The following is a 13,470-nucleotide window of genomic DNA, read 5'->3' as shown; positions in this document are numbered from 1 at the left end:
ATATCAGATGTAAGATGACTTCCACCTCTGCAGGTGGTGAACAACAGGATTATATAGGGAAAAACAGCATGGATAGTTATGAGGTAAAAAAAGTAACGGTACCGGTAAACTGGGAGACGGACGTACCGGGTTCAAAGAGTATCACTAACCGGGCATTGCTTCTGGCGGCACTTTGCCGGGAGCAGGTGCGGCTGCAGGGCGTTCTGTTCAGTGATGATTCCAGACATTTTCTGAGTTCGCTTCAGTCTCTGGGCTATGAAGTACAGATTGATGAAGCAGCATGTGCCGTAGAGGTACATGGTCATGGTGGCAGTCTGCCGGTGACTTCCGGAGAAATCCATGTGGGAAGCGCCGGTACAGCGGCTCGTTTTCTGACAGCAATGCTGGGGGTGGCAGAGGGAACGTTTGTAATTCAGGCCTCTGAACAGATGAAGAAACGGCCGATGAAGCCATTGTTTGAAGCATTGCTTTCGTTGGGGGCTTCCGTGGAATGGCTGGGGGCTGCCTGGCATCTGCCGGTGCGTATCACCGGAGCCGGAGCACATATCAGAAATCTGTCAGGACAGGCTGTATTGAATCTGGATATCAACGAAAGTACCCAGTTTCTAAGCGCATTCTTACTGATTGCGCCGCTGTTTCCACACGGAATCAGAATTCATATTACCAGCGCGAAAACAGATGGATCCTATATCCGTATCACGCGCAGAATGATGGAAGAATTTGGCGTGGAAGCAGTGTTTGACGGCTGTGATTATATGGTGCAGGCTGCAGGTGGCTATCAGCGGTCCGGATACCAGATCGAACCGGATGTATCCGGGGCGTGTTATTTCTATGCGGCAGCGGCTATGACCGGCGGCAGCGCAAAAGTACATCATGTGCACTGGAGCAGTATGCAGGGTGATATGAAATTCCTGAAACTACTGGAACAGATGGGATGCACATTGACAGAAGAAGACGATGGTATCCGGCTGAATGGTCCATCAGATGGTTTAAAAGGTCTGAAAGTGGATATGAATGATTTTTCGGATCAGGCATTGACCCTGGCAGCTATCGCGCCATATGCTTCTTCGGATGTGACGATTACACATATTGGGCATATCCGCGGACAGGAATGCGATCGACTGCATGCTATCGTAATGAATTTGAAAAATGCAGGAATTACCTGTGAAGAAGGAGATGACTGGGTATGCATTCATCCCGGAAAACCACAGCCGTGCCAGATTGAGACCTTTGACGATCACCGGGTGGCTATGGCATTTACAGTTATGGGGCTGGGGTGTGATGGAATTGAAATTCTGAATCCCGGATGCTGTAAGAAAACATTTGAGAATTACTTTGTCGTGCTGGATAGCTTGTTAAAACATTGACAGAAATTGGGAATGGGTGTACAATTCAAAACGATACAGAAAGAAATAGTTCTTAAACCAAGTCTCATATGCGTTTCATCTGAACCGCGGTGGCGCATGGAAGAAAAACCAGAGGGGGAAAGTGAATTATGGCAAGAAAAAAGACATCCGGTGTACATACAGTAAAGACAACAAATACAGCAGCTCAGAAAATTGAGGCAGCAAAAGCTGTCGTAGAGAAAGCAGTAGAGAAAAAAGCTGCAGAAGTAAAAGAAGCAGTGAAAGAGACCGCAGAGAAAGTGGAAGAAGCTGCAAAAGAGACTGTAGAAAAAGCAACAGAGAAAGCTACTGAGACAGTTGCTGAAGTAAAAGAGACTGCAAAAGAAACAGCTGAGAAAGCAACAGAAGCAACAAAAGAAACTGCCGAGACAGCAAAGGCAACCGTAAAGAAGACTGCTGCAAAAGCAAAAACAGCTACTACCAGAAAAACCGCAGCAGCAAAGAAAACAGTAAAAGAGAAAGCGGATGCTGTAAAGACAGAGACAAAAAGAAAAGTAACAAGAAAACCGACCAAGAAAATTGTATTACAGTATCTTGGTAAGGAATTTGATGAGGCTGAATTAACAGAGCGTGCAATTGCACAGTTCAATTCCGTAGAGGGTGGTGTAGCAGTAAAGACGATCACTATGTACCTGAAACCGGAAGACGATGCAGCTTATTATGTCATCAACGATCAGTATACTGGCCGTGTAGACTTTTAAAGTCTTATATTATACTTAAAAAACAAGCTGGATCAAAACGCCAATGCAGGCACGAATGATTTTCTATCTGCGCTGCGCCTTGGAGTTTTGATTCCAGCTTGTTTTATCTCAGTCGAGAAGACTCCCACTTCTGCAAGTGGTGAGTAATAACAAGTCTTTCTCAGTGGGAGTACAATCTCCGACTGAGATAAACGCTCCGCGAGGATGTGCAGTGATTCTGAGAAGAATATGTCAGCTTACGCTGACCAGAATCACGCACCAAGTCTCACGTGCGTTCGACTTGAATTACACAGTGGCGATGTCGTGCCGCGCATGCATATAATATTGTATAAAAATAGATGTTATGTTGCATGCCGTAAATAAAAAATCAGAGAAAATTTTCTCTGATTTTTTCTTACATATTAAATTTTAAGCCATCCTACTCCTGACCTTGTTTGATCTCGCCACGTTCGCAGCGATTTCCCCAGGAATCAATGAGTTCCCCATCACGATAAACACAGATGACCTCACAGTGGTTCGGACAGTTCGGACAAACGACTTCGCGTGTCACGAATTCCATTTCTGCCACATCAAAGCTGAACGGTTTTTCAATTCCGCATCCCAGTGCAAGGATTGCTGCTCCGTAGCAGCCCATCAGATGTCCGTTATCATCTACGATAATTTCTTCTCCCAGAGAGTCTGCAAAGGCCTTTACTACGCCTTCATTTTTACTTACTCCACCTTGGAATACGATTGGAGCAAGTATTTTCTTACCTTTTCCAATATTATTTAAATAATTATTTGCTACGGCATTGCACAGACCGGCAATGATATCTTCTTTTTTGTGTCCCATCTGAATTTTGTGTACCAGATCAGACTCCGCAAATACCGTACAACGGGCAGCAATTGGTGTAGGATTTTTGCTGCTAAGTGCAATCTTACCGAATTCTTCTACTTCCACACCGAGGCGGCGAGCCTGGCTGGAGAGGAAAGAACCGGTTCCGGCTGCACAGAGGGTGTTCATGGCGTAGTCTACGGCAACACCGTTTTCCACACAGATGATTTTGGAATCCTGTCCACCGATTTCAAGGATAGTGCGGACATCCGGGTGCAGGGTGGTGGTTCCTACTGCATGTGCAGTGATCTCATTTTTTACAATGCTGGCGTTACACATGGCACCGACAAGTTTGCGGGCACTTCCGGTTGTTCCGGCAGCAACGACCTGATATTCATTCTGATCAATTTTTTCTCCCAGGGCAGCAATGACTTTTTTGGCAGCGCCCATCGGATTTCCCTCGGTCCAGAGATAGATTCCGGCGAGGATATTTTTTTCTTCATCGATAATGACACCTTTAGTGGAAATAGATCCGATGTCAATTCCTAAATATGCTTTTTTCAAGATTGTGTAACTTCCTTTCTCATGGCGATCATATCATAAAATGCTTCCAGTCGGGTTTCAATACCGGTATCACTGGTCTGCGTGTCATAGTTTAAGTACAGCACAGGGATTTTGTAATCGGAGCTGATGTTATGCAGTACGGGAACCGCATCCATCTCCGGTGTACATCCGAAGGATTTTACATGAACCAGTCCGTCAAATCCTTTTTTGGCATAATGCTCAGCCAGGGCGATGGTGGAAATACTGGAACTTCCCATGTCAAATTTTGTATATTTGCTGGAAAGTTTTTTCTGGATATTGACCCACAGGGAAGATGGAAATTTGTACAGGTCATAGGTGAGATAACCCTTCAGTTTTTTCAGTGTTCCCTTATCCGGGCAGAGCAGTACACTGTTGGAGAGGTTCATCCAGCGATGTACTTCTGCACCCATCTGTGCAAGTTTTTTTTCAATCTCATGATTGGAATAAGGATCCATAATAGTAAAATATTCGCCTACCACACCGACACGCAGTGGATGCGCGGGTTTGTTTTTGGGAATGGCATCAAAATCTGCGATGGCCTTTTTGTAAATACGGTTGACATCACTCAGTCCTTTTGCTTTGCGGAGCTGAGCCAGAAAACGGTTGTATACTTTATCGTAGGAACCTTTTTTAATTTCAAAGCCCATGTTTTGACGGTAGTTATCCTCAACTTTATCAATGACAGTGATCATTCTGGCGGTGGCAGGCAATGCTTTAGCCATTTGGAGCAGCGATGCGTTCGGGGCAAACTGTTTCATGCCTTTTAACATTCCGATGAGATTTTTGTAGCGGAATAGAGTGAGATTAAACATCTCAAAATCGTACCCCATATCTTTTAAAATCTGTTCATGGAGCTCACCATAATAACCCAGGCGGCAGGTACCGCCGGTCTGGATTAGGACGTTGGCACCCTGTTCCAGTGCTTCAATATAACAGCCCATCATACATTTGAATGGTGCACAGACAAAGTCCGGGCTGTATTTTGCACCGAGCTCAATGGTTCGTTTTGTCATGGCAGGTGGAGCAAGATATTCCAGATGCAGTCCGTTATTTACAAAATACTGGATCGGAATGTCATAGTTTCCAAGCTGTGGATAACAGAGTTTATATTTCTTTTCCGGCATTACAGGCGTGCCTCCTTTCGGAAACGGATAATATCAATAAAACTTTCCAGACGGGTTTCAATACCGGCGTTTCCGTCCTGGCTGTCCAGCAGCAGGTTCAGAATCGGTCGGTCTTTGATCCGGCGGATGATCATCTCGTTGATCATGGAGTCCGGACCGCATGGAAATGCAGTAAGCAGGATGATGCCGTCTACATCGTTGTGGTATTTTGCGATGGAGCCAAGCAGCTCACGGCTCATGATCCATGGTACGGATTTGCAGATATTCAGGGAATCTTCCTGTGCCTGCTTCAGATCCACTGCATCGGAGCAGATCGGAACTGCATCCAGCTGTTCAATCCCTTTCAGGATCGGTTTGCCGATGTATTCGTCATAGAGGTTGTAGCTGTGTCCGACAACGAGGATCTTGATGCGGTCATCGTGGAGCCTGGCTTCCTCCTCTGCAATGTGTGCTTTCTGTGCAGCCTGCCATGCCTGATAAGATTTCTGGTAGGCTTCTCTTGCTTTTGCTTCTGAGGCACCCAGGGAAACACCGAGCATGATGTAAGCCTGCTCCTCCGGACATTTCTGCTGAATGTCTACGTTGCAGGTGACAAAATCGATGTCATGATCCCGGAAGGTATTGACAGCCATGTCATAGAGTCCCTCGAAGCGGGAGCACATGACGCCGTCTTTTCCGTAATTTGCGATACGCGGAACAAAGACAGCATCACATTTTCCTTCCAATGCGGACACATGACCGAAAAATAATTTGCTGGAGAGACAGTTCTCATCAATGGCGTAGTGGCTGCCTGCATCCATAAGTGTTTTATTTGTATGTGGGCTGATGACAGTTTCGATACCAAGCTCCTGGAAAAATGTATTCCAGAGTACATGGTAACGATAGTAGAGCAGAGCCCGTGGTATTCCAATTTTCATATTTTATATCCATCCATTCTTTTTAAAATAATTCAGGTAAGCACCAAAAAGCTTTTCGTCCACAGGAGGACAGCTGATGCCAGACTGATTGAGCAGTACGTTTGCTTTCGTGCAGTCATAGATGGTATCTTTGCCGATAAAATGGCGCAGCACACCCGGATTGGCATCCGTGCCGCTCTCGAACAGGCATGCCAGCAGCGTCAGAGCATTTTCGGATGCGGTAGCCTGTTTTAGCTTGCTTTTCCATGCACCGAACGAAATGTAGCGCACCGGGTAGCCATGGGCACGGATATAGGAAACGGCCTTTTTCACTGGAACCGGTGCTGGATTTACCAGGTTGAATGACTGATCCATGGCTTCCGGTTTGCGGGAGATACAGCAGATGGCATCCGCTACAAAATCTACCGGTGTCATATGCATGCAGTAGCTTGTGCGTGGAATTGCCTGCATCTGGATGGTTCCTATGATCATACGGCTGACCATATCGTCCATTTCCCAGATACCGTTGGAAGCACCCGTGATATCGCCTGGACGGTAGATCACAGTGTGAAGACCACGTTTCTGCGCAATGCCGACCAGTTTCTCAGACACCCATTTTGTCTCGGAATAAGCAAGAGAAAACCCGCGTGCCGTGTTAAGCGGATCATTTTCGTAGACCCGTTTTCCTTTGTTGTTTGGTGTGTCGTAAACACTATATGAGGACACATAGTGATAGTATTTCGGTTGTCCGGCACAGGCAAGCCGCAGGGTTTCTACTGTACCGTGGACGTTGGTCTCTTTGAGAAACTCATACGGAAAGATGAAGTTTAAGAGGGCACCATTGTGATAGATGACCTGGATTGTTTGGGCAAGTTCCTGCCACTGTTCGTCCGAAAGTCCGAATTTCTCTGTGGAGAGATCACCGATCACCGGATGCAGAAAGCCGCGATATTCTTCTTTCCAGCATTCGTAGTGTTCCATATTTTTAATCAGTCGTTCCAGACCGGCTTCTTCAGAATCTGCACGTACCAGACAGTACAGATGCAATCCCTCCTTTGGATACTGGGTCAGGATCGCACGGATCAGCTGCGCACCCAGAAATCCGGTGGCACCGGTCAGCAGAATATTTCTGCAGTCCTGTGGAGCTGTTTCATAGGTTCCTGATGGGGAAATGGCCGGATCCAGGTGACATTCCTGTTCCAGATTGACAGCTTTTGAAGTGCCTTTTCCACCGGTCAGTACCCGACGGACGTAGTTGGCCACACCGGAAACAGAGGAATCCAACAGGACTTCCCGCAGATCCAGTTTGACATGGAACCGTTCTTCAATTTTGCTCACCAGTTCGAATCCCATCAGGGAATCTCCACCAAGCTCCAGGAAGGAATCCGTGAGATTATACTGTTCAATATTTAATACCTTTTCGAAAACAGATTTTACCTGAAGCAGGATTTCATCCGCCTTGTCGATGGATTTATCAATAATAGTTGTTTCAGCGCTTCCGGTGCGGTATGCATGGCTGCTGTGCAGCAACTGCAGTTTGCCCTGCTGATACAGATCCCGGGCTTTCAGCATCTGCAGCTTGCCATTATCTGTCCGCGGGATTGCACTTCTTGGCACAAATATAATATCGTAGAAAGAAAATCCAAAACGCTCGGAAACAGCAGCATTGATCTGTCCCACCCGTTTTTGGAAATCTTCTTCCGGTGTGGATTCTACTACAGCAATGACATGTTCCTTATCTCCGTCGTTTGTGGAGAAAAATCCGAAAGCGGTGGTGGCCAGAGCCGGAACTTTCTGTATGATCAATGCCTGCAGATCGCTTGGAAAGATATTGTGGCCGTTGATGATCAACATTTCCTTGATACGACCGGTGATGTAGAGATGACCTTCGTACAGAAATCCAAGATCACCGGTTTTATAAAAGTTGCGGTCATAGCCTTCCAGACGCACCCGGAAGTTAGCATTTTCTTTCAGGTTGCCCCAGTAGCCATTTGCAACGCTGTCGCCGGAGATAAAAATTTCTCCGATGTGCAGATCCGGATAAGGTTTCTTTGTCTTCGGATTGGCAATGACGAGGTTCAGGTCTTTGACCGGTGCACCGACACTGACAATCTCTTTGACCTGTTCTCCTTCTTTTTCTTCTGTCACCAGGACGGCACAGTTTTTCTGATAGGCTTCGTAATCAAGTTTCAGAGTGCGGTAGTCCTGGCTAGCAAAAGTCGCCAGACAGACATTTTCGGCAAGACCATAGCCAGGTGCCATAGCATTTGGCGAAAGCCGGAACATCCTGGAGAATTTCTCTACCGTTTTTGCACTGATAAATTCAGAGCCATTCATAAAATGTGTGACCTGGGTCAGTGGATATTTTGCCGCTTCTTCCGGCGTAAAAATACGGGTACATGCATCAAATGCAGAACCCGGACCGACGGTTAAGGTCAGATTGAAATCATGCAGCATTTTTATCCAGAGCTTTGGGTTCTCCAGAAACTGCATGGTGGACAAGAAGTATGCACAGGCATCTGTGGTGCAGATTGGCATACAGATGGTAACCACGAGTCCCAGGTTGTGGAAAAACGGAACCCAGGTACCTAAGGTACCATGATTGAAATCATAGCATGCCTGACATTGCTCCAAATTTTTCATCAGTGCTTTCCATGTGACACGGACACCTCTTGGTGCACTGGTGGAACCGGAGGTGTACTGCAGGTAAACCAGACGGTTTTCTGTGGCATCTACAATGACATCTTTCCGTTTGTAAGGTGTCAGACGGTCAGTATAGATGCGTTTCAGCCGGATGACACTGGTAAATGCCTCCCGGATCAATCGGCCGGTAAGGCTCACACCGGATTCCTGTTCCAGTGCATAATTGGAGATCAGTGCTTTCGGCTGGCAGGATTTTAATACGGAGATAAACCTTGCGATTTTACCTTCATCCAGAGGCGGCGGGATGACAGTGAACGTAACACCGGCCATCATACAGCCCAGAATCGCATAAGTTGTGCCGTAGTCTTGCATACTGAAGATGACTGCCCGGTCGCCGGGACGAAGTCCTTTTTTTCGGAGGGCATAGGCAATCTCCAGAGATTTATGATAGAGGGAGCGCATGGTGATATTCTGCATTTCCCATTTGCCGTTTTTGTATTCCAGAAAACGGTAGATGACACGTTCCGGAGACTTTTCGGCCCGAGCGGAAAGAATGTCAATGAGTGAGGTTATTTTTTTCATAATAGATTTTTTCTCCTCTGTTTTTTTCTGTTCTATCTATACAGAAACTTTTACTTATTCATAATAGTTCATTCCTATGTGGTTCGCAAGTTAAATAAGTATAAAATAATTCGTTTTTGGAATCTGTTTCAGTTTGCGGGAAAACAAAACATCAGATATTGCAGTACTGATGCTGATTTTCAGATATGAAAGCGGATTGCGAATGTCCGCTTTACTTTTCGGACAAAGTTTTTTATACTGAATTTAACCGAATAAGCTGCAAAGCAGCATTCGGTTATGAGCAAGTAGCGAAGCGGATTGCGAATATTCGCTTGAATAAGGTCAGACAGGCAGAAGAAAATAGCATCTGCGAAAAATCAATGCTGACACAGGAGGTATTGCGATGAAAGACGACAACTGTATTTTTTGTAAACTGGCAAACAAAGATATTCCGACAAATATCATCTATGAAGATGAAAAATTTACGGTGATCCTGGATGCAAGTCCGGCAACAAAGGGGCATGCACTGATTCTGCCGAAGAATCATGCAGCAAACATCTATGAACTTCCGGATGAAGATGCGGCAGATATTTTTGTCCTTGCGAAAAAGCTTGCTACAAAGATGACAGAGATCCTGCATTGCGATGGATTCAATATCGTGCAGAATAACGGTGAAGTGGCTGGTCAGACAGTATTCCATTTTCATATGCATCTGATCCCGCGTTATAAAAATGATGGAAATGAGGAAAAACTCTGTTGGAATCATGCGGATTTGTCTGCGGAAGAAATTGCGGAAATCTGTAAGACACTGGATATGAGAAACTAGTTTTTGATATTTTGATACCCTGATCAATATGATGTTAAATAAGAAGAAGGCGTGTCACTGCTACGGTGATGCGCCTTCTTCTTATTTATATACAGATCAGTGCTTTCTCAATTTTTCAATCAGATTGGTAATGGTAGTTACGGCATCCATCTGATCACTGCTTTCCATAGCATGAATGTAATCGGCACGTTTTGTCCAGACGGTCTGAATCGCTTCACTCAGTGTTTGGTCTGTCAGTTCTTCCTCCTCAATGACATAGCTGAAGCCCTGCTTTTGAAAGGAGTTTGCATTCAGAATCTGATCGCCCCGGCTCGCATTCCTGGACAGCGGAATCAGAATATTTGGTTTGTGCAGTGCCAGAAGCTCGCAGATGGAGTTTGCACCGGCACGTGATATTACCAGTTCGGATACAGCGAAGAAGTCTGCCAGTTCGGCATTTGCATATTCATACTGGACATAACCTTCTGTATTGTGCAGTGTCGGGTCCAGATTGCCCTTTCCGCACAGATGGATAACCTGATAGTTTTTCAGAATCTGCGGCAGCAGGCTGCGAACAGTATCGTTGATAATCTTGGAGCCGGAACTTCCGCCTACTACCAGGATTACCGGTTTCTCAGGTGTCAGACAGGTGTATGTATAGGCTCGCTTTTTATCACCATGCAGCAGTTCTGCGCGAATCGGGGAACCTGACAATACCGCTTTGCCTTCCGGAAGATGCGGGATCGTTTCCGGGAAGTTACAGCAGACTCTGCTGGCCGCCGGAATGGCAATACGGTTTGCCAGACCCGGTGTGATATCGGATTCGTGGATGATGGTAGGAATTTTAGCATGTTTGGCAGCGAGCACTACCGGAACACTGACAAAACCGCCTTTGGAAAAAACGATATCCGGTTTTAATTTGCGCATCAGGGCACATGCCTGAAAATATCCTTTCATTACTTTAAAGGGATCCGAAAAATTCTTTGGATCAAAATAGCGGCGTAATTTTCCGGAAGAAATACCATAATATGGAATATGCTGCTGTTCAATAAGCCCTTTTTCCATACCTTCATAAGAACCGATGTAGGAAATATCGTATCCGAGTTCTTTCAGTCGCGGCAACAGGGCGATGTTTGGAGTGACGTGTCCGGCTGTACCACCGCCGGTAAGAATGATTTTTTTCATATGATTATCCTCACTATCAATCAATTGTCATTTTATATCTTGTTGTTTTATGTCATACGATTCTTTAAGAATGCTTCTGATGCATGACGGCAAAATTTTCTTCTTAAATATACACCTATTGCCATATTGAGACAAGCGTTTCTTTTTCCTCCGTGAAAATATCAATTTAATAGGAAGAAAGTGGTCGAAACTTGCGGCGAAAACATGGGCGTACGGTCTTTTTTTATGTGTATGATTTTGTTACACTTGTTATGTATCAAAAAAAACAAATTGCCATAAAAAATGGCAGAAGGGAGGCACCGGATGGAGCAGATTCTGGATTTTGTGAGAGGAGTATACACACAGCATTTTTCTGAAATTTGCGTGATGATACTGGGATGTATCTTCGTACTTATGATCATGAATTTACTTGCAGTGAAACGCTGCCGCAGACAGGTGAAGGAGACAGCAAAACGAACAGAAGGAATGATGAAAATGTATTTTGAACAGAAGAAAAATATAGAACAGAATACCGGCGAGAAACGCAGGGAGCGGACAGGCAGTGGTGAGCAGAAACGGAGCAGAAAAGAGCCATCCAGAGAACAGGAGGAACTCTTCGGAAGTGTGATCCGGGAGATGTTTCCGTAACATCTTTTTTCTGAAAATGACTGGGAAAAAGCAGAATAAAAAACAAATGAAATGTAATGTAATAAAATATTAATAACAGATAAAAAGTCAATCCCAAAAAGTACACAAAAAATAGCTGATTTTTATATGAAAATAGCTGTTTTTACGTTAGAAATGGTGGAATAATCCACAAAAATAGGGAAAAAGGGTTGACATCCTGAAAAATGGTTGTTATAATGCCTGCAATGTTTATGTAACAATTCTGTAACAAAATTAAAAGAAATGAATAGAAATAAACAGAATCGTAATACTAAACAAAAAGGTAATTATAAATATCAATCAAAGCAGATTCTCGAACGCATTTGAGAGAGAATCTGGATCAGGAGGTCATATGAAATTTAGAAAGGTTATTGAAAGCGGAATCATTACAGCAGCGCTGGCAGTTTCATCCGTCACAACAGCCGTTTCTGCAAGTGCTGCTGAGGTGGATACAACAGGTGTAGTCGGAAGCGTATTAGACCGGGCAAGCCAGATCGCAAGCACTGGTATTCAATCTGTCCAGATTACACATCAGAATGCACAGGCGGCAGCTGCAGCAGCGGCCCAGGCAGCTGAATGGGCGAACAAGATGCTTGTTACAGTTGATGAAAACAGTTCTTTGAATATACGAAAAGAAGCATCTCAGGATGCAGAAGTAGTCGGAAAGTTCTATCATGGTTCCGGTGCGGAAGTACTGGAAGTCGGAGCTGAGTGGACAAAAGTAAAATCCGGTGATGTGGAAGGATATGTCAGCAATGCTTACTGCGTGTTTGGTGAAGAAGCACGGGTATATGCAGAGGCAAATTGTGAGACACAGGCAACAGCAAATGCGGATGGAATCCGCGTACGTGAATCATACAGCACAGATGCAAAGATTCTGGATGTGATCGATGCAGGCGAATCTCTGAAAGTAAACACAGATGCGGAGAGCGTAGACGGATGGGTGTCCGTAGAATGTAACGGCGTAACTGCTTATGTGGCAGCTGCTTATGTAAATCTTGATCTTGATATCGACGATGCAGTCAGCATGGAAGAAATCAGAGCGAGAGAAGCAGCGAAAGCACAGCAGGCTGCAGCAGCGCAGAGTGGAAATACAGATTCCACAGCAACCTCTTCCGCGGCAGTCAGTGCATCCGCAAGTGATACACAGCTTCTGGCAGCCATCATTGAGTGTGAGGCTGGCGGAGAGCCATATGCAGGTCAGCTGGCAGTCGGCGCGGTTGTAATGAACCGTGTGAAAAGTGGATCTTTTCCGAACAGTATTTCCGGTGTTATCTACCAGAGTGGACAGTTCACTCCGGCAAGAAGCGGAAAACTTGCACGGGTATTAAGTAATGGTAAGATTTCTTCCAGTTGTTATCAGGCAGCAGCAGAAGCACTTGCAGGTGCGGATAATACTGGCGGAGCAAAATATTTTCATGCCGGAACAAGCGGATCCGGACTTGTGATTGGAAGCCAGATTTTTTACTAAGTAGATAAGTAGATTGGATAGCGGGCAGCCTTATGGCTGTCCGTTTTTTTACTTTATCTAGGAAGGATTGTGGGAGTGCAAACGAGGCGCTCTCGTAACGAAGTGGAAATTTTCGGATTATTATTGTAAAACAAGATAAAATATAGTATATTGGTGAAAAGCGAGGAAAAGGAGGGATTGACATGTTTGATTTATCGCCATCTATGGTCTGGCTGATTCTTCTGGTCATTTTTATTTTGACTGAGATAGCGACCGTTGGGTTGTTGACGATATGGTTTGCCGGAGGTTCACTGGCGGCTTTCTTTGTCAGTCTCACACAGGCAGGCACTGGGATACAGATTGTTATATTTCTGATCGTATCATTCGTACTGGTGCTGCTGATTCGGCCATTAGCTCAGAAAAAATTCAATTCCGGTCATATCCGCACGAATGCCCAGACACTGATCGGTGAAGAAGCAGTGGTGCTTGAACCGATTAATAATCTTCGGTCGCAGGGACGCGTGATGATCCATGGACAGGAATGGGCTGCGCGAAGTGTGGATGAGAAGGAAACGTTCGAAAAGAATGCAGTTGTTCTGGTACAAAGCATCAGCGGGGTAAAGCTGATGGTGACACGTTCGGTCGGACAGTAAAA

The 13,470-nt window shown here is 45.2% G+C and carries 11 protein-coding genes; 6 read left to right on the top strand and 5 right to left on the bottom strand.

The annotated features are described in order from the left end of the window. Positions 1-14 precede the first annotated feature (14 nt). Positions 15-1,367, top strand: coding sequence for a 3-phosphoshikimate 1-carboxyvinyltransferase (aroA, locus tag ACIRUQ_RS11705; RefSeq protein ID WP_404856491.1), 1,353 nt, complete (start codon positions 15-17; stop codon positions 1,365-1,367). Between the two features lie 128 nt (positions 1,368-1,495). Further along, positions 1,496-2,107 carry a DUF6465 family protein gene (locus ACIRUQ_RS11700; protein WP_055290568.1) on the top strand — a complete coding sequence of 204 codons (612 nt, stop codon included), beginning with the start codon at positions 1,496-1,498 and terminating at the stop codon, positions 2,105-2,107. A 418-nt stretch (positions 2,108-2,525) separates the two neighbouring features. Here ACIRUQ_RS11700 and ACIRUQ_RS11695 read toward each other — a convergent pair whose 3' ends face one another. From ACIRUQ_RS11695 to ACIRUQ_RS11680, 4 genes are read right to left on the bottom strand one after another with little or no spacing between them, the layout of a single operon-like run. Continuing rightward, positions 2,526-3,485 (bottom strand): acyl-CoA dehydratase activase, encoded by a 960-nt coding sequence (locus tag ACIRUQ_RS11695; RefSeq protein ID WP_055290567.1) that lies wholly within the window; start codon positions 3,483-3,485, stop codon positions 2,526-2,528. Further along, positions 3,482-4,630 (bottom strand): 2-hydroxyacyl-CoA dehydratase, encoded by a 1,149-nt coding sequence (locus ACIRUQ_RS11690; RefSeq protein ID WP_021738656.1) that lies wholly within the window; start codon positions 4,628-4,630, stop codon positions 3,482-3,484. Before ACIRUQ_RS11690 ends, ACIRUQ_RS11695 begins: the two co-directional genes overlap by 4 nt. Then, positions 4,630-5,547, bottom strand: coding sequence for an acyl-CoA dehydratase activase-related protein (locus tag ACIRUQ_RS11685; protein ID WP_055290566.1), 918 nt, complete (start codon positions 5,545-5,547; stop codon positions 4,630-4,632). Before ACIRUQ_RS11685 ends, ACIRUQ_RS11690 begins: the two co-directional genes overlap by 1 nt. A 3-nt stretch (positions 5,548-5,550) precedes the next feature. Next, positions 5,551-8,751: a thioester reductase domain-containing protein gene (locus ACIRUQ_RS11680; protein ID WP_055290565.1), complete on the bottom strand. Its 3,201-nt coding sequence runs from the start codon at positions 8,749-8,751 to the stop codon at positions 5,551-5,553. Positions 8,752-9,133: 382 nt separating this feature from the next. On the opposite strand from ACIRUQ_RS11680, the gene ACIRUQ_RS11675 reads away from it, so the two are divergent. Next, a complete protein-coding gene (locus ACIRUQ_RS11675; protein ID WP_021738660.1) occupies positions 9,134-9,556 on the top strand; it encodes an HIT family protein in 423 nt (140 codons plus the stop codon). A gap of 96 nt (positions 9,557-9,652) precedes the next feature. Here ACIRUQ_RS11675 and ACIRUQ_RS11670 read toward each other — a convergent pair whose 3' ends face one another. Further along, positions 9,653-10,720, bottom strand: a complete 1,068-nt coding sequence (locus ACIRUQ_RS11670) for an undecaprenyldiphospho-muramoylpentapeptide beta-N-acetylglucosaminyltransferase (protein WP_022035627.1) — start codon at positions 10,718-10,720, stop codon at positions 9,653-9,655. Positions 10,721-11,002: 282 nt separating this feature from the next. On the opposite strand from ACIRUQ_RS11670, the gene ACIRUQ_RS11665 reads away from it, so the two are divergent. The 3 genes from ACIRUQ_RS11665 to ACIRUQ_RS11655 all read left to right on the top strand — a co-directional run bounded on the left by ACIRUQ_RS11665 (position 11,003) and on the right by ACIRUQ_RS11655 (position 13,468). Beyond that, positions 11,003-11,347, top strand: coding sequence for a hypothetical protein (locus ACIRUQ_RS11665; protein ID WP_156330989.1), 345 nt, complete (start codon positions 11,003-11,005; stop codon positions 11,345-11,347). Between the two features lie 370 nt (positions 11,348-11,717). Continuing rightward, positions 11,718-12,836 (top strand): cell wall hydrolase, encoded by a 1,119-nt coding sequence (locus tag ACIRUQ_RS11660; RefSeq protein ID WP_055290562.1) that lies wholly within the window; start codon positions 11,718-11,720, stop codon positions 12,834-12,836. Positions 12,837-13,018: 182 nt separating this feature from the next. Beyond that, a complete protein-coding gene (locus tag ACIRUQ_RS11655; protein ID WP_022035624.1) occupies positions 13,019-13,468 on the top strand; it encodes an NfeD family protein in 450 nt (149 codons plus the stop codon). The last annotated feature ends 2 nt before the right edge of the window (positions 13,469-13,470 follow it).

Source organism: Eubacterium ramulus, assembly GCF_045002895.1.
Classification (GTDB): Bacteria; Bacillota; Clostridia; order Lachnospirales; family Lachnospiraceae; genus Eubacterium_I; species Eubacterium_I ramulus.
This window is presented reverse-complemented; position numbering and strand designations above follow the sequence as displayed.